The organism is Arthrobacter sp. KBS0703, assembly GCF_002008315.2.
Taxonomy (GTDB): Bacteria; Actinomycetota; Actinomycetes; order Actinomycetales; family Micrococcaceae; genus Arthrobacter.
Genome location: NZ_MVDG02000001.1, coordinates 2081649 through 2099165 on the forward strand (window position 1 = coordinate 2081649; position 17517 = coordinate 2099165).

18 protein-coding genes, 6 tRNA genes and 1 riboswitch are annotated in these 17517 nt (G+C 66.2%); of the genes, 8 read left to right on the forward strand and 16 right to left on the reverse strand.

Features of this window, described 5'->3' with window-relative positions:
* Positions 1 to 29: 29 nt before the first annotated feature.
* A complete protein-coding gene (locus tag B1A87_RS09845; RefSeq protein ID WP_078029734.1) occupies positions 30 to 1916 on the reverse strand; it encodes a hypothetical protein in 1887 nt (628 codons plus the stop codon).
* Between the two features lie 251 nt (positions 1917 to 2167).
* Between B1A87_RS09845 and B1A87_RS09850 the strand changes: the two genes are divergently transcribed.
* Positions 2168 to 2812, forward strand: a complete 645-nt coding sequence (locus B1A87_RS09850) for a TIGR03085 family metal-binding protein (RefSeq protein ID WP_078029733.1) — start codon at positions 2168 to 2170, stop codon at positions 2810 to 2812.
* Positions 2813 to 2886: 74 nt separating this feature from the next.
* On the opposite strand, the gene hisF is transcribed toward B1A87_RS09850, so the two are convergent.
* The 14 genes from hisF to B1A87_RS09920 form a co-directional block, all read right to left on the reverse strand.
* Positions 2887 to 3663, reverse strand: coding sequence for an imidazole glycerol phosphate synthase subunit HisF (gene hisF / locus B1A87_RS09855; RefSeq protein ID WP_078029732.1), 777 nt, complete (start codon positions 3661 to 3663; stop codon positions 2887 to 2889).
* Positions 3664 to 3730: 67 nt separating this feature from the next.
* Positions 3731 to 4591 (reverse strand): ATP phosphoribosyltransferase, encoded by an 861-nt coding sequence (hisG, locus tag B1A87_RS09860; protein WP_078029731.1) that lies wholly within the window; start codon positions 4589 to 4591, stop codon positions 3731 to 3733.
* 57 nt (positions 4592 to 4648) lie between these two features.
* The gene (locus B1A87_RS09865; protein WP_056625926.1) at positions 4649 to 4912 is read right to left on the reverse strand and encodes a phosphoribosyl-ATP diphosphatase; all 264 of its coding nucleotides are present in this window, start codon (positions 4910 to 4912) and stop codon (positions 4649 to 4651) included.
* A 118-nt stretch (positions 4913 to 5030) separates the two neighbouring features.
* Positions 5031 to 5513 (reverse strand): 6,7-dimethyl-8-ribityllumazine synthase, encoded by a 483-nt coding sequence (gene ribH, locus B1A87_RS09870; RefSeq protein WP_078029730.1) that lies wholly within the window; start codon positions 5511 to 5513, stop codon positions 5031 to 5033.
* An 18-nt stretch (positions 5514 to 5531) separates the two neighbouring features.
* Positions 5532 to 6233, reverse strand: coding sequence for a GTP cyclohydrolase II (gene ribA / locus B1A87_RS09875; protein WP_078029729.1), 702 nt, complete (start codon positions 6231 to 6233; stop codon positions 5532 to 5534).
* Positions 6230 to 6943 (reverse strand): 3,4-dihydroxy-2-butanone-4-phosphate synthase, encoded by a 714-nt coding sequence (gene ribB, locus B1A87_RS09880; RefSeq protein WP_078029728.1) that lies wholly within the window; start codon positions 6941 to 6943, stop codon positions 6230 to 6232. The genes ribA and ribB overlap by 4 nt, the downstream gene beginning before the upstream one ends.
* Entirely contained in the window at positions 6940 to 7581 is a 642-nt protein-coding gene (locus B1A87_RS09885) for a riboflavin synthase (protein ID WP_078029727.1), read from the reverse strand. Before B1A87_RS09885 ends, ribB begins: the two co-directional genes overlap by 4 nt.
* Positions 7581 to 8693, reverse strand: a complete 1113-nt coding sequence (ribD, locus tag B1A87_RS09890) for a bifunctional diaminohydroxyphosphoribosylaminopyrimidine deaminase/5-amino-6-(5-phosphoribosylamino)uracil reductase RibD (RefSeq protein ID WP_078029777.1) — start codon at positions 8691 to 8693, stop codon at positions 7581 to 7583. The genes B1A87_RS09885 and ribD overlap by 1 nt, the downstream gene beginning before the upstream one ends.
* 186 nt (positions 8694 to 8879) lie before the next feature.
* A riboswitch (FMN riboswitch) is annotated at positions 8880 to 9027 on the reverse strand.
* A gap of 128 nt (positions 9028 to 9155) precedes the next feature.
* The gene (gene rpe / locus B1A87_RS09895) at positions 9156 to 9812 is read right to left on the reverse strand and encodes a ribulose-phosphate 3-epimerase (RefSeq protein ID WP_078029726.1); all 657 of its coding nucleotides are present in this window, start codon (positions 9810 to 9812) and stop codon (positions 9156 to 9158) included.
* A gap of 28 nt (positions 9813 to 9840) precedes the next feature.
* Positions 9841 to 11445 (reverse strand): RsmB/NOP family class I SAM-dependent RNA methyltransferase, encoded by a 1605-nt coding sequence (locus tag B1A87_RS09900; RefSeq protein ID WP_144275774.1) that lies wholly within the window; start codon positions 11443 to 11445, stop codon positions 9841 to 9843.
* Positions 11442 to 12344: a methionyl-tRNA formyltransferase gene (gene fmt / locus B1A87_RS09905; RefSeq protein ID WP_144275775.1), complete on the reverse strand. Its 903-nt coding sequence runs from the start codon at positions 12342 to 12344 to the stop codon at positions 11442 to 11444. The genes B1A87_RS09900 and fmt overlap by 4 nt, the downstream gene beginning before the upstream one ends.
* On the reverse strand, positions 12341 to 12913 hold the full coding sequence (def, locus tag B1A87_RS09910; protein WP_078029723.1) for a peptide deformylase: 573 nt from the start codon (positions 12911 to 12913) through the stop codon (positions 12341 to 12343). The genes fmt and def overlap by 4 nt, the downstream gene beginning before the upstream one ends.
* Before the next feature lie 99 nt (positions 12914 to 13012).
* Entirely contained in the window at positions 13013 to 13858 is an 846-nt protein-coding gene (locus tag B1A87_RS09915; protein WP_078029722.1) for a cytochrome, read from the reverse strand.
* A 94-nt stretch (positions 13859 to 13952) separates the two neighbouring features.
* Positions 13953 to 14024 (reverse strand) — tRNA-Val (locus B1A87_RS09920).
* A 274-nt stretch (positions 14025 to 14298) separates the two neighbouring features.
* Here B1A87_RS09920 and B1A87_RS09925 point away from each other — a divergent pair.
* The 6 genes from B1A87_RS09925 (at position 14299) to B1A87_RS09950 (ending at position 15241) form a co-directional block, all read left to right on the forward strand.
* Positions 14299 to 14371, forward strand: a tRNA-Gly gene (locus tag B1A87_RS09925).
* Between the two features lie 47 nt (positions 14372 to 14418).
* A tRNA-Cys gene (locus tag B1A87_RS09930) sits at positions 14419 to 14489 on the forward strand.
* 38 nt (positions 14490 to 14527) lie between these two features.
* A tRNA-Val gene (locus B1A87_RS09935) sits at positions 14528 to 14602 on the forward strand.
* A 56-nt stretch (positions 14603 to 14658) separates the two neighbouring features.
* Positions 14659 to 14731, forward strand: a tRNA-Gly gene (locus B1A87_RS09940).
* Between the two features lie 51 nt (positions 14732 to 14782).
* A tRNA-Val gene (locus tag B1A87_RS09945) sits at positions 14783 to 14854 on the forward strand.
* A 141-nt stretch (positions 14855 to 14995) separates the two neighbouring features.
* Positions 14996 to 15241, forward strand: coding sequence for an antitoxin (locus tag B1A87_RS09950; protein ID WP_395940231.1), 246 nt, complete (start codon positions 14996 to 14998; stop codon positions 15239 to 15241).
* Between the two features lie 88 nt (positions 15242 to 15329).
* On the opposite strand, the gene zapE is transcribed toward B1A87_RS09950, so the two are convergent.
* Positions 15330 to 16370 carry a cell division protein ZapE gene (zapE, locus tag B1A87_RS09955; protein WP_078029721.1) on the reverse strand — a complete coding sequence of 347 codons (1041 nt, stop codon included), beginning with the start codon at positions 16368 to 16370 and terminating at the stop codon, positions 15330 to 15332.
* Between the two features lie 220 nt (positions 16371 to 16590).
* Between zapE and B1A87_RS09960 the strand changes: the two genes are divergently transcribed.
* Positions 16591 to 17511 carry a sulfurtransferase gene (locus tag B1A87_RS09960; protein ID WP_078029720.1) on the forward strand — a complete coding sequence of 307 codons (921 nt, stop codon included), beginning with the start codon at positions 16591 to 16593 and terminating at the stop codon, positions 17509 to 17511.
* Positions 17512 to 17517: the final 6 nt, after the last annotated feature.

Below are 17517 nucleotides of genomic sequence, written 5' to 3' on the forward strand. Positions count from 1 at the left end.
GTTGGGCCGCCACGGCGGCCCAACGTCGCCTAGGCATGCCGGAGGATCGTGACGTCGGATGTTCTCTGTGGCGTCTGCTCCGTCACCGGCCCGGGCTTCGGGCTCCGAGCGGTGGACTCAATGCGGCTTACCCGATCGGCGAGCAGGGACGATGTCCAATAGTTCCCGTGTTTTTCAATGAGCCCGTCAGGGCCCGGTTCGGGAATTTCACGGTTCACCGCGCACGGCACTTTGGAGGAGATGGCGTCGGTACTTCGCCAGAAATTGGTCCATGAAGCGACATTCCGTCTTGTAGCCCTGAGGTCCTCCAGCGTAAAAAAGGCCGGAAACAGCGTTGAATAAAGAGTCATCAACGGGCACCCGCAGGTGATCAAGTGGACTCGATTTTCGTCGATGGGCAGAAGTCCGGCGCGGATCAGCCAAGCGCAAATCACGGATCCCTGGCTGTGCCCTATGAGAACCACGGTGTGCTGGGGGTGGCGGCCCATTTCCAGCCGGATGCCGGCCACAACGCGCCTGCGATACGAAACGCCCGCCAGTGGATGGTTACGGATGGGCCAGAAACCAACCACGTCGGCCACGAGACGCGTCTTGGACGTGATCTCCGGAAACTGACCGACGACGGTTGCCAGCAGGACGACGTACGAAAGCCCGTGGCTGCTGCCGATGAGGAACTCCAGAGCACGTGAAGCTTCTCCTGCCCGGGCTGTCAGGAAGCCGGCAACCATGAGGAACACCAAGGACCCTCCCATGAACCCCGCCGTTACCTTCGGCAACAACTCCCCAAGGCGATGGACCGCCGATCGTTGCAGTTCGGCGCGGAGTTTCAGTGGCCTGGGCCATCGCTCGTTCGGCCCGAACCTCTCCCGCGCAGCAATTTCCCAGCTGAGTCCAAGAATGGCGAGCACCCCAAGGCAGTACACCGGGACCATGTCCAGCAGGTTGTCCTTGAACGTTCCGGTGTCGTCGGCCGAGACGAGGAGCGTGACCGCATCCTTCTGCAGTTCCACGGGCATGCTCGGGAATGCAAGAGCCCGCAAAAGCCACATCAGGTCCGAGGCGGCTATCCTCAGCAGGCCTCCGAGTGCGTGCATCATGACCATGGAGACGATCAGGGCCAAGGCTGCTGCGGCGTATTGCCGCCTCATGCTGCTGAAGCGGATTCTTGCACGAGCTCCGTCTGCTTCGGCAGGAGCGTCGTCACTGGCAATCTCCTTGCGCCCCACACCCATGTAAAGGAGCAGGATGATGCCGGCCAGGCCATAGGCGGCGAGTGTCGATCCGACCACCACGACGAGCATCGGATTGAGTCGGAACGCCGGATCGAGGCCCAGCCCGTCAAGCCAGCCGGACAGATAGCGGCCGCTCAGGAAATAACCGGTCACCAAGGCGGAAAGCACGTTAGCCGCCAACACGGGCAGCTTTGGACCAGGATCCCGTACGTCGTTGGCATGGCGGATTTCGGATGCCCGGTACAACATCACCAAGGCGAGGCCGGCAGACACCACCAGTGGAATAGCCCCTCCGATGCTCTTGTCGGCAATGTCGATGGGAGTGAATGAAAAGACCGTTTCCGCTATCACCGCGGCCCAGGCCACCTGGGCCGCCGTCAGGAGCAGTCCGCCGGCGAAGGCCACGAGTGCGAAGAACCGCGAGCTCCCCCTGGGCGGCCTCATGTAGCCGATCACGTTCGCAAGCGTGAATGGAAGCGCCACGTACCAGAAGAAACCCCTCGTGAACTCCTTGTTGGACCGCGCCCAGTTGATAATGCGGACTTTGTGGTCCGGCAAGGCGGGCGCTGTGGTGACTTCACTGGCCGGATTCAGTCGTTCAAACCGCGGACGCCCCAAGGCATCAAGCAGTTCCTTGTTGCCTATCCCGTGAACTCTGATTTCAACAATGTCGGCGGGCCCCATGCTGATCACACTTCTGAAGTCGTCATCTTGACAGCGGATCGGTCATTTGATGCGTCCGGTCTACTCGCGGCACGGGACCCTGTCAACAAGCCAATTGCCGCCAACACGACCGAACTATTCCTCCCGAGGTGGGTGCGTTCCCCGCATGCCGCACGCCACTGCACGACGCACGGGCCGGTGTACAGAACGGGACAAATTCACGCGCGGACACACTGCGCAAGTCCCGCGGGGACGTGCTAGTTTCACAAGTGATGCATTTCGTCGATCCGTCCCGAGAAGTCCTGGCCGAAACCCTGTTGGCGGCCGGTCCTGACTCCCCCACGCTCTGCAGGGGCTGGAAGACCAAGGACCTGGCAGCTCACCTGTACCTCCGCGAGCGTAAGGCGGCCGTCGGGCTGGGGCTGGTCATCAAGAGCCTGTCCAAGGCGTCCGATAAAGCCACGGCAAAGCTCGCCGCGAAGATCCAGACCGCCGACGAATACACGGAGCTGGTGAACACCTTCCGGGCCGGTCCGCCCGTCCTGTCGCCGATGAAAATCAAGGCGCTGGATGAGAGCTCCAACCTCATCGAATACTTCGTCCACACCGAGGACGTCCGGCGCGCCGTCGACCGCTGGGCGCCGCGGGCCCTCGACGAAGAATACTCGGATGCGCTGTGGGATGAACTGGTCAAGCGCGCCGCCATCCTGTATCGGGGCGTTGACCTCGGCATCGTCCTGGTGTGTCCCTCGGGCCCGCGCCATGTCGCCAAACGGGCGCCCGTGTCGGTTGCCATCGTGGGCGAGCCCGGCGAACTGCTCATGCACGCCCACGGCCGCACGCGCCATGCGCTGGTCACCTTCGAAGGCCAGCCGGACGCCGTCGCGCTTCTTCAGTCCGCCGAAGTGGGCCTTTAACAAAGCAACGCGGGGTCAGATATCGCCCAATGAACAGGGTTTATTGGGCGATATCTGACCCCGCGTTGCAGTTTCTAGCGGACCTCGAACCCAGCCTCGCGGATTGCGGCCTTGACCCGCGACATCATGTCATCCGGGCCCCAGTGGAAGATGGACGCGGCGAGCACGGCATCGGCGCCGGCCTGCACGGCGGGCGCGAAGTGCGCAGGCTCACCGGCACCGCCGGAGGCGATGATCGGAACCTTGACCGCGGCCCGGACCAGCCGGATGAGCTCGAGGTCGAACCCGTCCTTGGTGCCGTCGGCGTCGATCGAGTTGAGCAGGATTTCCCCGACGCCGCGGTCGGCGGCTTCCTTAGCCCAGGCGACGGCGTCGATGCCGGTGCCCTGGCGGCCGCCGTGGGTGGTGACCTCAAAGCCCGACGGCGTGGGCTGGGCCCCGGGGCGGGTGCGGCGGGCGTCCACGGACAGCACCAGCACCTGGGAGCCGAAGTGGCGCGTGATCTCGTCGATGACGTCCGGCCGGGCCACTGCTGCAGTGTTGATGGAGGCTTTGTCTGCGCCGAAGCGGAGCAGCTTGTCCACCTCGGCCACGCCGCGCACGCCGCCGCCGACGGTCAGCGGAATGAATACTTCCTCGGCCGTGCGCCGGACGACGTCGAACGTGGTTTCCCGGTTGCCCGACGACGCGGTCACGTCCAGGAAGGTCAGCTCATCCGCGCCGGCGTTGTCGTAACGGTGCGCGAGCTCCACGGGGTCTCCGGCGTCGCGGAGCCCTTCGAAGTTGATGCCCTTGACCACGCGGCCGGCATCAACGTCCAGGCACGGGATAACGCGGACGGCTACAGCCATGACTTCTCCTGTTGTACTGCAGAGGTTGCTTTTGGACTGCCGGCGGGGCGGCGCCGGCGGCAGCGGGTCAGATGCGGCAGGCGTGGATGCTGCTGACCAGGATGGCGCGGGCGCCGAGGTCGTACAGCTCATCCATGATCCGGTTGGTTTCCTTCTTCGGCACCATGGACCGGACGGCAACCCAGTCCGAATCGCGCAGCGGCGACACCGTGGGCGACTCGAGTCCGGGGGTCAGCGCGGCGGCCTGTTCGACGAGTTCCTTGCGGATATCGTAGTCCATCAGCACATACTGGCGCGCCACGAGGACACCCTGGAGGCGACGGATCAGCACTTCGATTTCCTTCGCCGTGCCGTTCGCGGCTCCCCTCTCGCCGGTGCGGCGGATAAGGACGGCCTCGGACTTGAGGATGGGCTCGCCGAAGATCTCCATGCCGGCGGCCTTGAGCGTGTTGCCGGTCTCGACGACGTCGGCAATCGCGTCAGCGACGCCCAGCCGGACCGAGGACTCGACAGCGCCGTCCAGGCGGACCACCCTGGCCTTGACGCCGCGGTCCGCCAGGTAGTCACGCAGGAGGCCGTCGTAGCTGGTGGCGAGCCGCTTGCCTTCGAGCTGCTCCAGGCTGGAGAAGTCACCGATCGGGCCGGCGAAGCGGAAAGTGGAAGCGGCGAATCCGAGCGGAAGCAGTTCCTCGGCCTCAACCTGCGCGTCCAGGAGGAGGTCGCGGCCGGTGATGCCGACGTCGAGGGTTCCCTGCCCCACGTATACGGCGATGTCGCGGGGGCGGAGGAAGAAGAATTCAATGTCATTGTCCGGGTCCACCATGACCAGCTCGCGGCTATCGCGGCGCTGGCGGTAGCCGGCCTCGGAGAGCATGGCGGAGGCGGCTTCGGACAGGGATCCCTTATTGGGTACGGCTACACGCAGCATTGGAGGTCTTTCTGGGGTTGGAAGTCTTGGATCAGCAAACGGGCCACGCGGACGCGGCTACAGATGCTTGTAGACGTCTTCCAGGCTGAGTCCTTTTGCAAGCATCAGAACCTGCAGGTGGTACAGGAGCTGCGAGATCTCTTCGGCAGCGGCGTCGTCGGATTCGTACTCCGCAGCCATCCAGACTTCAGCTGCTTCCTCCACGACTTTCTTGCCGATGCCGTGGATTCCGGACTCCAACTCGGCAACGGTGCGGGAGCCCTCCGGGCGGGTGGCTGCCTTCTCACTGAGCTCTGCGAACAGCGTCTCGAAATTCTTCACGCCCTCCAGCCTACTTGCTCCGGGCCGGACGCCGCCTGTCGGGCCGTTGCATGACGGCGGGGATGTGAGCGAATACACACGGCGTGCGCTTCCGCACCCATCCCCGCCCGGCGCAGTATCAGTACTGCTTGAGCAGCAGCGCGGTGGTCAGCGCGGCGGTGACTGCCTCGTGGCCCTTGTCTTCGGTGGAGCCCGGCAGCCCGGCCCGGTCCAGGCCCTGCTGTTCGGTGTCACATGTCAGCACGCCGAACCCGACCGGGACGCCCGTGTTGACGCTGACGTCGGTAAGTCCCGACGTCGCGGCCTGGCAGACGTAGTCAAAGTGCGGCGTTCCGCCGCGGATGACGACGCCGAGGGCAACGACGGCGTCGAAGTGCGGTGCCAGCCGCGCGGCGGCCACCGGCAGCTCGAAGCTGCCCGGCACGCGGACGACCGTTGGCTCGTTGATGCCGGCGTCCTTGGCGGCCCGGAGGGCTCCGTCCAGGAGTCCGTCCATGATCTCGGTGTGCCAGCTGGCGGCAACGATGGCCAGCTTCAGCTGCGAGGTTTCCGCAGGGTTGAGGGTGGTGAGGTCGATCTGGGGTGCGCCGTGTCCGCTCATAAAGTGATCCTGATCCGTTCAGTCTTGTTCGTGTTCAAAAGTGTTGGTGCCGCTGCCGGGCACGCCTGCGGCCTGGGCGTCCAGGGTGAGCAGGTGGTCCATGCGGTCCTTCTTGGTCTGCAAGTACCGGATGTTCTGTTCGCGGGAGGGCACCTCGGTGGGGACCATCTCCACCACCGTCACGCCCGCCTTGGCCAGGCGGTTCTGCTTGTCCGGGTTATTGCTCAGCAACCGGATCTCATGCAGGCCCATCTCGGCCAGGATCTGCGCGGCGGCGTTGTAGCACCGCGCGTCGACCGGCAGTCCGAGCTGTTCGTTGGCCTCGACCGTATCGAAGCCCGCCTCCTGCAGGGCGTAGGCCTTGATCTTGTTGGCCAGGCCGATTCCGCGGCCTTCCTGGCCGCGGAGGTACAGGAGGGTGCCGCCGTTGGCCTCGATCAGCTCCAGGGCGTACGCAAGCTGCTCGCCGCAGTCGCAGCGGTAGGAGCCGAAGACGTCCCCGGTCAGGCATTCCGAATGCAGGCGCACCAGGGGCGCCTTCCCGTCCCGGGGAGGGTTGGGTGAGCTGACCGCGAGGTGCTCTGCGCCGGTGACCAGATCGGTCCATGCCTGCGTCACGAAGTTCCCGAACGCACCGGGCAGCTGGACCACGGGTCCGGCACTCACGGGATGCGGGGTCCGCCCGTTGCTGCTGGCCTCCGTTGCTTGAGATGCCGTCATCGTCTTTCTCCTTCTCCGGCCGGACTCGCTTCCGGACTGCTCTCCTGTGAAGATACATGGTCGTTCGCCTCGAGGTACGCCACGAGGTCCTCAATCGAAATCAAGGGGCAACCATGCTCGGCGGCGAAAACGCGCAGGCCGTCCAGCCGCATCATTTCGCCGTCGTCGTACACAACCTCTGCGATCACGCCCACCGGTTCCAGGCCGGCGAGCCGGCATAGTTCCACGGCCGCTTCGGTGTGGCCGGGGCGTTCACGCACTCCCCCCTTAACGGCCCGCAGCGGAAAAATATGCCCGGGGCGCGTCAGGGTTTCAGGGCCGCTGCCCGGATCGGCGATGACCCGGGCAGTCAGTGCCCGGTCCGTGGCCGAGATTCCGGTGCTTACTCCCGTGGCGGCGTCGCACGAGACGGTGTAGGCGGTGCCCTTCGCGTCCTCGTTGACCTGCACCATGGGAGGCAGTGCCAGCGCGTCGGCACGCGCACCGTCAAGCGGCACGCAGATGACACCCGAGCTGTAGCGGATGGTCCATCCCATCAGGGATGGAGTGGCATGCTGCGCCGCGAAGATGATGTCCCCTTCGTTTTCGCGGTCCTCGTTGTCGACCACCAGCACGGGCCGTCCCGCTGCCATCGCCTGCACTGCCTCCTCGATGGGATCGAGGGTCAGGGTGCCTGAAGCGGCCGGGTCAAGCCTTGCCGCCGCGCTCACAGCTGGTCCTCCGCCACTTCGGTGCCGCGCCCGGTGAACGCCAGCAGGCGTTCGGTGTACTTTGCCAGCACGTCCACCTCCAGGTTCACCCTGCTGCCGGTAGCCTTGGCGCCCAGGCCGGTATCGGCGAGCGTGGTGGGGATGAGGCCCACCTCGAACCAGGGCACGGTTTCGGCAGCGGGGCTGACGGCCGTGACCGTGAGGGAAACGCCGTCAATGGCGATTGACCCCTTTTCCGCGATGTAGCGTGCGAGCCTCAGCGGCACACCGAAGCGCAGCCGCTCCCAGTTTCCCTGGGCTTCGCGTTCGAGGAGTTCGCCCACCCCGTCCACGTGCCCCTGCACGACGTGTCCGTCGAGGCGGCCGCCTGCCGGAACACATCGCTCCAGGTTGACGGCGTCACCGGCGGAAAGTTCGCCGATGGTGCTGCGGACGAGGGTCTCCCCCATGACATCCACGCTGAAATCCTTGCCGTCGATCGCCGTGGCGGTCAGGCACACGCCGTTGACGGCGATGGATCCGCCCAGCGGCAATCCGTCAGCGGTTCCGGGGGCGTGGAGACGCAGCGTTGCGCTCGTGTCGCCGTTCCGGTCCACGGACAGGACCTTCCCCTGTTCGGCAATAATTCCGGTGAACATCAGTAGCCTCCCGTGGCTGTGCCCGCTGCTGCGCGGGCCGGTAGTGAATCGGTTGGGGTTGACTGGGCCGCTGACGGCGGCCGCGTTGCTTCATCTGGTCGGGCTGGCCTTTCCGGCAGCAGGTGCAGCCGCAGGTCGCTTCCCAGCACCTGGACGGCGCCGCCGGAGGCGGCATCCCACTCCCAGCGCTGGGCGTCGGCAAGCGTTCCGATGCCCAGGCCGTTGAGGGCGGGTGTCCCGGATCCAAGCAGCGTGGGCGCCAGGTAGACGATGAGTTCGTCCACGAGTCCTGCGCCGAGGAAGGCGCTCAGGATCCTGGAGCCGCCCTCCACCATGACGTGCCGCGCCCCCGCCTCAAACAGCAGGGCCAGGGCTCTCTGGGGATCGCGGGTGGGCAGGTGCAGGACCTTGCCGTCGTCACCGCGCACCGCGGCGTCCGGCGGAACGTCCCGAAGCCCCATGACGGCGCGCAGCGGCTGTTCGCCGGAGGCTTCACCGTTGACGTCCCTCGCCGTGAGCCGCGGGTTGTCCACCAGGACTGTCTGCGTGCCGACGAGGATGGCGTCGATCCGGCGCCGGATGGCGTGGTTGTCGGCCAGCGATTCCGGGCAGGAAATCCACTGGCTCGTTCCGTCCTCGGCAGCGATCCGGCTGTCCAGCGTCTGGGCAATGTGCAAGGTGACGAAGGGACGCTTCGCCTCGACGGCCAGGAACCAGCGGCGGTTCAGTTCGAACGCACGCTCGGCAGCCAGTCCGCTGCGAACGCTGACGCCGGCATTCCGGAGGGTCGCTGCCCCGCCGGCCGCGGGATCGTGGGGGTCGTCGACGGCGTACACAACGCCGGTTATTCCGGCGTCGATGATCGCCTGCGCGCAGGGTCCCGTGCGGCCAATGTGGTTGCAGGGTTCGAGCGTGACCACCATGGTGGCCCCCCGAAGATCCACGCCGGCGCTGATCGCCGTCGCGATCGCATCGGCTTCGGCATGGGCGGTGCCGGCTCCCCGGTGGTAGCCCGTCGCCAGGCGCCGGCCGTCAGGACCGACGACGACGGCCCCCACCAAGGGATTGGCACCGCGCGGCCCCTGCAGGGCGGCGTCCAAAGCTGCTTCCATCGCGGCGGTTTCGGCGGCGCTGAAGGCGTGGATCGGCTGGCTGCCCACTATGAAACCGCCGGATCCGGCGACACGGTACGGGTGTCCATGCGAGTGTGTCGTTCCTTCCCTCTAGAACCTCTATGGCTCCGGGGGTATACGACAGCGAAATGCTGCGACGCCCGTGGGACGTCACAAAATACAGCTGTACGCGCTTCTCTCATCCAGACTTTAACTGTCGGTACCGGAATTTCACCAGTTCAACCGTCCGCCGGGTTTTCCTGGGAAAACGCCGGCTCGCGGGTCGCGGACTGTCACCGCCGGTTCGGACTTACACCGACCCCGGAGCACGTAATGTGTGTTGCTATTGTGGCACAACCTTGCGGATGGTCCGTGTATTCCCAGCCATGGGAGGTCACAGAATCCGTAACGTGGCCCAGCACGGATGCGGCCTGCCGGCCGCTGTCCCCCTTCCGGGAGTCCCTAGACGGTTCCGGCCTTCCGGAGCCGGTCGATTGCCTCGGACGGGTCCGCCGCACCGTAGACGGCCGATCCTGCCACGAACACGTTGGCGCCGGCCTCCGCGGCACGGAGGATGGTTTCCTCGGTGATGCCGCCGTCCACCTGGAGCGCGACGTTGACGCCGGAACCTTCGATGGCGGCACGCGCCCGGCGGATCTTCGGCAGCGTGAGGTCCAGGAACGCCTGCCCGCCGAATCCGGGCTCCACGGTCATGATCAGGAGCATGTCCAGCTCCGGGAGCATGTCCAGGTACGGCTCAACGGGGGTGGCGGGACGCAGGGCCATGCCGGCCTTGGATCCGCGCCCGCGCAGTTCCCGGGCCAGTTTGACGGGGGCGATCGACGCCTCCGCGTGGAACGTCACGGAGGCCACTCCGGCGTCCGCGTAGCCCGGGGCCCAGCGGTCAGCATCGGCGATCATGAGGTGCACATCCAGGGGGACCGGGCTGACGGCCTGGATCCGCTGCACCACGGGGAGCCCGATGGTCAGGTTGGGGACGAACTGGTTGTCCATCACGTCCACGTGCACCGAATCGGCGTTGCTGATTCTCTGCAGCTCGGCTTCAAGGTTCACAAAGTCGGCGGAGAGGATGCTCGGGTTGATGCAGCACTGCGGCATGCGGGGTCCTTTCGCGGGGAGGGGAAGTTCAGGGCTTCTTGCGGATGAGGGCAAGGAACATGGCATCCGTGCGGTGAATGTGGGGCCACAGCTGGGCGGTGAGCTCGTGACCGGCGTCAAGGTGCCCGGTCAGGCTGACAGCATCCAGTGCGCTCCCGGCGTCCAGCAGTTCCAGGTCATCGCGCTTGCGCAGTGCGTCGCTGACCACGGCAGTGGTCTCAGCAGGGTGGGGCGAACAGGTCACGTAGGCGACCACCCCGCCGGGTTTGACCGCGTCAAGGGCCGACTTGAGCAGCTCCCGCTGCAGCGGTCCGAGATCTGCCAGGTCCTTGGGCGTCCGCCGCCACCGTGACTCGGGCCGGCGGCGCAGGGCGCCAAGTCCGGTGCAGGGCACGTCCACGAGCACGCGGTCGAACGCTTCCGGCTGTTCCTCGCCGACCTCGCGGCCGTCGCCGGTGCGGACCTTCCACACTCCGGACGGGACGGCGGACAGTGCCTGGCTGACCAGTTTGGCCCGGTGCGGCGCCGGTTCGTTGGCGAGCAGGGTGGCGCCGCGCTCATTGGCCAGCGCTCCGAGCAGGGCGGCCTTGCCGCCGGGACCGGCGCACAGGTCCAGCCAGGCTTCTGTCCCCTCCCGGCCGTTGCCTTCTGCGCCGCTGCCTTCAGCACTGCCCAGCGGCAGCGCAGCCATGGCACGGGCCACGAGTTGGGAGCCGACGTCCTGGACTCGAGTGGTGCCTTCCCTGACCGAGGCAAGCCGGCCGAGGTCCCCGCCGCTGGAGAGCGCGGATCCTTCGACGAGCTCTCCGGGCGTGGCTCCGCCTTCGAGGGCCTCGTCCAGGCTTCCGAGCCCGGGAAGGGCCACGAGGTTGACCACCGGGGCGGCGTTGTCCGCCTCGAGGAGATCGTTGATTTCGGTGACCGGCCTGCCGTGCGCCACGAGGGACTGCCTGAAGGCACGCACGATCCACTCCGGATGGGCGTACCGGACCGAGGCCACCTTGGTGGGATCCTGCTCGTCGCTGAGCAGCAATTCCAGCCACTCCTCCACCGTGTGCGCGGAGACCTTGCGCAGCACGGCGTTGATCAGGGCGGAGGGTCCCGCCCCGATCACGGCGCGGGCAAGTCCCACAGTCTGGTCAAGCGCAGCGTGCGCCGGCACCCGCATGGCCAGCAGCTGGTGCGTGCCGATGCGCAGGGCATCGAGGACGGCAGGGTCCAGCAGGTCCAGCGGCCGGTCCACGCACCGTGCCAGGACAGCGTCATACGTGCCCTGCCCGCGGAGGGCGCCATAGCTCAGTTCCGTGGCGAAGCCGGCGTCACGCTTGTCCAGGCCGTGGTGCCGGATCCTCGCCGGCAGGACGAGGTTGGCGTACGCGTCCTCGGCGGCCACCGCACGCAGCACCTCGAAAGCGACCAGCCGGGCCGGATCGGCGCGGCGGGTGCGCTGGGACGGCGCGTTCTCGGTGTAGCTGCGCTGCGGCCCGCGGTTGCGTTCCCGGCCCTGCGCATCGCGCCGGCTGGAACCGCCCCGCTGGCCGCCGCCCTGGCCGCCCTGTCCTGCCCGCTGGGGCCCCGGCCCCGGCCGCTGCCGCTTGTCCCGGACTCGCTCATTCGAACACCACGCTTTCAAAGGGAAGCTTGTCCGCGGGCCCAATCGGCCGCGGCCATCATTTTCTTGCCCGCAGGCTGGACCCGGGTCAGCTCGACTGGATGCGAGCCGGTTCCCACCAGCACGCTCTTGCCGTCCAGCGCCACTGTGCCCGGCGCCTGCGCGGCGGCCTCGGACCGCAGCACCACCGGCTCAAGTTTCAGGCGCTGGCCGTCGAACGTGGTCCATGCCCCCGGCTCCGGCGTAACGCCCCGGGCGCGCCGGCCGACGGAAAGGGCCGGTTCGGACCAGTCGATCCGGCCGTCGTCGATGGTCAGCTTGGGGGCGAGGGTGACCTCGCCCTGTTGCGGCCGCGGGGAGGCCGCGCCCGACTCGACAGCGGACAGCGTCTGGGCCAGCAGCACGGCGCCGCTGTGCGACAACCGCTCCAGCAGCGCTCCGGAGGTGTCGTCGGGCCGGACGGGTTCGGTCAGCGTGCCAATGACAGGGCCGGTGTCGAGCCCTTCCTCGAGGAGGAAGGTCACCGCTCCGGTGATGTCGTCGCCGGCAATGACAGAGCGCTGCACCGGTGCAGCGCCGCGCCAGGCCGGCAACAGCGAAAAGTGCAGGTTGACCCAGCCGTGTGGCGGAATGTCCAGGGCGGCACGCGGCACAAGTCCGCCGTAGGCCACGATGGCGGCCACGTCCGGACGGACTGCCGCGATCCTCGCCGTGACGGCGTCGTCCACGCGCGCGGCATGTATGACTTCGAGTCCCAGCTCGGCGGCACGGGCGGCAACGGGCGACGGCGTGAGCACGCGTTTGCGCCCGATCGGCGCGTCCGGCCGGGTCAGCACCGCGACGACGTCGAAGCCGGCGGCGACGAGCGCATCAAGTGACGGTACGGCTACCGCCGGCGTTCCCGCGAAGAGGACCCTCATCCGGCAGCGCCAAAGCTGCCGCCGCCGAAACTGGAGCCGACCGTCTTGGCGCGCTTCGCCGTCGTCCGTTCCGTGATGGAGTCGTAGTTGGCGTTGCGGATGGAGCGCAGCGCTGCCTTGCGGTCATCGCCCTCAAGGCGGTCCGTGTAGAGAATGCCGTCGAGGTGGTCGGTTTCGTGCTGGAAGCAGCGGGCCAGCAGTCCCTCTGCCTCCACAGAGACGGGCTCTCCGTTGACGTCCACGCCGGTGACCCGCGTGGCGCGGTACCGGCGGACGGGGAAACCGAGGCCCGGGATGGAGAGGCAGCCTTCCACTTCGTCAGGCTGAAAGTCATCGCTGTTTTCCAGGACCGGGTTAATGACGTGGCCCTCAACACCGCCGATGCGGTAGGTGAAAACCCTGAGGCTGACTCCGATCTGCGGCGCGGCCAGGCCGGCGCCTTCCACGTCCTCCATGGTTTCGGTCATGTCTGCAACGAGCTTGGCCAGCTCCGGCCCGAATTCCGTGACGGGGTCGGCAACCGTGCGCAGCACGGGGTCGCCGATGATACGGATATTCAGAATTGCCATCTGCGGTCATTTCCTCACGGTGGGGTTAACGGATCCAGTCCAGTTTAGTTGCTGCGGCCGTACCGGTGGCTCCCCGGACGGCAGCTCAGGTGGACACGCTCATGTGAACACGGGCGGTGCCACCGGCAGCAGCGCAGGTCCGGCACTGACCGTGTCCGCTGACATCTCCCACACACGCCGCAGCGCGCAGAATTTCCACCAGTGGTGCCGCAGCACCTCCGGGTTCGCCCTCACCGGGCGCACCTCCGATTCGCCGATGGCGACCGCGAGCAGCACGGGGGAATCACCGTGCCGCCAGGGTTCCCACTCCCCCGCCACGGCATCCACCAGGCTTTCCTCAGCCTTCATGCCTGCGACGAGCTGCATGACCACTTTGTCGTCCAGCGCCTTGACCTGGCCGTCGCGGGTGGTTCCTTTGGTCTTGTAGTCAATGAGGCAGGTCCGCCCGTTGATCCGCGCCACGAGATCCAGCGTTCCGGCGTATCCCACCGTTTTGTTCCATACCGTGATCTCCGGCGCCAGGGGTTCGACCCGGAACAGCTCCCACCATTCGTCGAAACGGGCGGCGAAGGCCTCTTCACCGTTGGACGCCAGGGCTTCCCGCGTTTCCTGCATCCGGTGGGGCCGGCCGAGGGCCCGCAGCGCAACCTGTTCGCAGTAGTTGTGGACGCGGTCTCCGCGCTGGGCGGCGTCGTCGCGGTAAGCCTCCGCCGCCTTGGCTGCGCGGTTCACCGCCTGCCGGACCTTTGCCGGGCTGCCCAGGATTTCGGGAAGCGACGGATCCTTGGCCAGACTGCTGGCGCCCATGTAGCCGAACCATCCGTCCAGCCCGTGGGGCTGCTGGCCGATGACTGTGGTGATGGACGGTACCGAGAACGCTTCCGTGGTGGAGCGCGCGTACATCCGGCCGTATTCCGTGGCGTGGGCGAGGAGTGGATCAGTCATGGCAAAACTCTTTCACGGGGGGCTGACAATAAGTCCGGAAACAGAAAAGTCCGCCCCGCCGGGATTTCCCCGGGCGGAACGGACCATTCATCGGTGGGCGATACTGGGTTCGAACCAGTGACCTCTTCGGTGTGAACGAAGCGCGCTACCACTGCGCCAATCGCCCCGATGCATTTGAATGCTAGCCGACGATGCGGGGTTTTCGGAAATCGGACCTCCCCGGCGGGGAAGCCGCGGGAAGAGCCGGGCACGCGCCGGGCGTCCCCGGCTGCTGAATTACAGACCTGTAATTCGAAAATTTCCCTAGAATTCAAGGAAGTAAGGGGGTCTGCGTGACTGTGTCGTGGCACGATTTGGAGATTCCCTGAACCTCCTATAGAGTTTTTACTCGTTGGAACGCGAGGAAATGCCGCTCACGGCAAGGAATCAGCGCTCCGAATGCGGACGTAGCTCAGCTGGTAGAGCACCACCTTGCCAAGGTGGATGTCGCGAGTTCGAATCTCGTCGTCCGCTCGCAGGACACTGTCACGGCAAAGATTCCCCGGAATCGACGCTTACACGGTGGGTTGGCCGAGAGGCGAGGCAGCGGCCTGCAAAGCCGTATACACGGGTTCGAATCCCGTACCCACCTCGGTGAAAACCATGGTTTCCGGTCTGACCGGATGCAATGGGCGATTGGCGCAGCGGTAGCGCGCTTCCCTGACACGGAAGAGGTCACTGGTTCGATCCCAGTATCGCCCACCAGAGCAAGGCAACTTGCTTGTTGTTGAACGTCCGGTCAAACCGTACGGACTTCATGCGCGGACGTAGCTCAGCTGGTAGAGCACCACCTTGCCAAGGTGGATGTCGCGAGTTCGAATCTCGTCGTCCGCTCTCTTGATCCTTAAGGATCCGAACCCAGGATATAGCCGGCCTTCCGGTTCCGGGCGATTGGCGCAGCGGTAGCGCGCTTCCCTGACACGGAAGAGGTCACTGGTTCGATCCCAGTATCGCCCACGATTGAAGCAGCTCCCCGGAGCTGCTTTTTTCTTGCCCTCGCACCGTTTGACAATTTCTGTCAACAGCTCCTTGGCAGGCACCGGCCTGGCAGCTAGGATCGAATGCGGAGGAGCGAACTGGCTCCGCGATTGAAGGGAGGTGCTCGTGGGACTGATTGACGATCTAAAGGGCAAAGCTCAGGGTCTGATCCGCGGCAACGAGCAGGCCATCAAGGACGGTATCGAAAAAGCGGGCGACTTGGTCGACTCGAAGACCGGCGGCAAGTACGCCGGCCACGTAGATAAGGTCCAGGATGGTGCTTCCACCTTCGTTGACAACGCAGACGGAACGCCCAACGAGGCTCCGGCGGGCCAGGTAGTGCCGCCGGCCGAGAAGGCTCCGTAACCAGGATTTGCCCGGGCCTTGCCCAGACACGTCAACCGGGTGGCGGTCCCGCCGAGAGGCGGCGCCGCCACCTTTGGCGTTTAACGGCCTAGAGGGCCGGCTCGTGGTTCTGGCCTTCACGGGCCAGTGCCGTCAGGCGGGAGACGGCCCGGAAGTACTTCTTCATGTAGCCGCCGGTCATCATTTCATGTGTGAAGAGCTGGTCGAACGGGACGCCGCTGGCCAGGATCGGAACGTCCTTGTCGTACAAACGGTCCGCCAGCACCACGAACCTCAGCGCCACCGCCTGTTCGGTGATGGTTTCCACGTCGCGCCAGACAACACCGTCCACGCCGTCGATGAGTTTCCGGTAGCGGCTCGGGTGGACACCTGCAAGGTGGGCGATCAGGGTCTTAAAGTCGTCCTCGGCAACGGTCTGGCCGTCGAACTCCGCCTTCATGTGGGCGTGAAGTTCGCTGTTCCTGAGGGGCAGCGGGGCAGCGGGCAGACCGCGGTGCCGGAAGTCCTCACCGTCGATCCTGAGGACATCGAACTGATCGGCCAGGACCTGGATCTCCCGCTGGAAGTCGACCGCGGCGAAGCGGCCGTCGCCCAGGGAGCCGGGCAGCGTGTTGGAGGTGGCGGCGAGTTTGACACCGGCGTCGGCGAGTTCGCGCATGAGCCGGGACATCAGGACGGTGTCGCCCGGGTCATCCAGCTCGAACTCATCGATGCAGACCAGCTTGTAGGAACTCAGCGCTTCTACCGTTTTCCGGAAGGAGAGCGCCCCCACCAGGTTGGTGTACTCCACGAACGTGCCGAAGGCCTTCGGACCGGGCGCGGCGTGCCACAGCGAGGCCAAGAGGTGGGTTTTGCCGACGCCGAAGCCGCCGTCGAGGTAGATGCCGGCCCGCGATGTGTCCTTCTTGGCGAAGAGCCGCTTGAAGAGTCCCGCGCCGTCGCCCGCGCCGACGCCGCCGGCAAACGCCTCCAGGGCATGGACGGCCGCTGCCTGGCTAGGCTGCGAAGGATCCGGCCGGTAGCTTGCGAAGGACACCTTCCCGAACCTTGGTGACGGGTAAAAACCTTTGAGGAGCTCATCCACAGACACCGACGGCGTCCGGGTCGCGAGCTTTTCAATCTGTACCAAGGTGGTCCGTTCTGCTGGTGACTTGTCCCCAGACAGGATACCGGCACTGAGGGTGCAGCCCGGGTGTGAGCCCGCCGGCCGTCGCCCGCCGTGACCAACCGCACATTTCGTCCTATTAACGATGGGGAGCATTCACCGCGGGCCGTGGCTAGGGTTGGAGCAGTGACCGACCGTCTCTTACGGCGGTCCGACGTGACCGTTTCAGTGAAAGGCCATACGAATGTCCTACCCAGTTGAACAGAACGAGAAGTTCACCGCCTACGCCCACCCGGAGCGGCTCGTCTCCACGGAGTGGCTCGCCGCTGCCATCGAGGGCGGTGCCCTCAGCGACCGAAAGCTCGTGGTGGTGGAGTCCGACGAGGACGTCCTGCTGTACGAGACCGGGCACATCCCCGGCGCCGTCAAGGTTGACTGGCACACGGACCTGAACGACGAGGTGACCCGGGACTACGTGGACGGCAACGCCTTTGCCGCCCTGGCAGCGGCCAAGGGCATTTCCCGCGACACCACCGTAGTGATCTACGGGGACAAGTCCAACTGGTGGGCCGCCTACGCCCTCTGGGTGTTCACCCTCTTCGGCCACGAAGACGTCAGGCTGCTGGACGGCGGGCGGGACAAATGGATCGCCGAAGGCCGCGAGCTGACAACCGACGTTCCGGCCCCGGCCGCCGGCGACTACCCCGTCGTCGAACGCAACGATTCGCCCATCCGCGCATTCAAGGACGATGTCCTCGCGCACCTTGGCAAACCGCTCATTGACGTCCGCTCCCCCGAGGAATACACGGGCCAGCGCACCCACATGCCGGCGTACCCGGAGGAGGGCGCCCTCCGCGGCGGACACATTCCGACGGCGGCGTCCATCCCCTGGGCACGCGCGGCAGCGGAGGACGGCACCTACCGCACCCGGCCCGAACTGGAGGCCCTCTACCTGGAGGAAGCCGGGCTTGCTGAAGGGGACGACGTCGTGGCTTACTGCCGCATCGGCGAACGCTCGAGCCACACGTGGTTTGCGCTGAAGTACCTGCTCGGTTTCGAGACTGTCCGCAACTACGACGGTTCCTGGACGGAGTGGGGCAACGCCGTGCGCGTGCCCATCGTCAAGGGAACCGAGCGCGGCTCCGTTCCGGCCGGCGCCAGGTAAGCAGCC

What these genes read in the sequence shown, in the direction of transcription:
- B1A87_RS09960 (WP_078029720.1), top strand. Translation starts at nt 16,591, where the DNA reads ATGTCCTACCCAGTTGAACAGAACGAGAAGTTCACCGCCTACGCCCAC.
- ribD (WP_078029777.1), bottom strand. Translation starts at nt 8,693, where the DNA reads ATGGAAGCAGCTTTGGACGCCGCCCTGCAGGGGCCGCGCGGTGCCAAT.
- B1A87_RS09850 (WP_078029733.1), top strand. Translation starts at nt 2,168, where the DNA reads ATGCATTTCGTCGATCCGTCCCGAGAAGTCCTGGCCGAAACCCTGTTG.
- hisF (WP_078029732.1), bottom strand. Translation starts at nt 3,663, where the DNA reads ATGGCTGTAGCCGTCCGCGTTATCCCGTGCCTGGACGTTGATGCCGGC.
- def (WP_078029723.1), bottom strand. Translation starts at nt 12,913, where the DNA reads ATGGCAATTCTGAATATCCGTATCATCGGCGACCCCGTGCTGCGCACG.
- hisG (WP_078029731.1), bottom strand. Translation starts at nt 4,591, where the DNA reads ATGCTGCGTGTAGCCGTACCCAATAAGGGATCCCTGTCCGAAGCCGCC.
- ribH (WP_078029730.1), bottom strand. Translation starts at nt 5,513, where the DNA reads ATGAGCGGACACGGCGCACCCCAGATCGACCTCACCACCCTCAACCCT.
- B1A87_RS09845 (WP_078029734.1), bottom strand. Translation starts at nt 1,916, where the DNA reads ATGGGGCCCGCCGACATTGTTGAAATCAGAGTTCACGGGATAGGCAAC.
- ribA (WP_078029729.1), bottom strand. Translation starts at nt 6,233, where the DNA reads ATGACGGCATCTCAAGCAACGGAGGCCAGCAGCAACGGGCGGACCCCG.
- B1A87_RS09915 (WP_078029722.1), bottom strand. Translation starts at nt 13,858, where the DNA reads ATGACTGATCCACTCCTCGCCCACGCCACGGAATACGGCCGGATGTAC.
- B1A87_RS09885 (WP_078029727.1), bottom strand. Translation starts at nt 7,581, where the DNA reads ATGTTCACCGGAATTATTGCCGAACAGGGGAAGGTCCTGTCCGTGGAC.
- rpe (WP_078029726.1), bottom strand. Translation starts at nt 9,812, where the DNA reads ATGCCGCAGTGCTGCATCAACCCGAGCATCCTCTCCGCCGACTTTGTG.
- fmt (WP_144275775.1), bottom strand. Translation starts at nt 12,344, where the DNA reads ATGAGGGTCCTCTTCGCGGGAACGCCGGCGGTAGCCGTACCGTCACTT.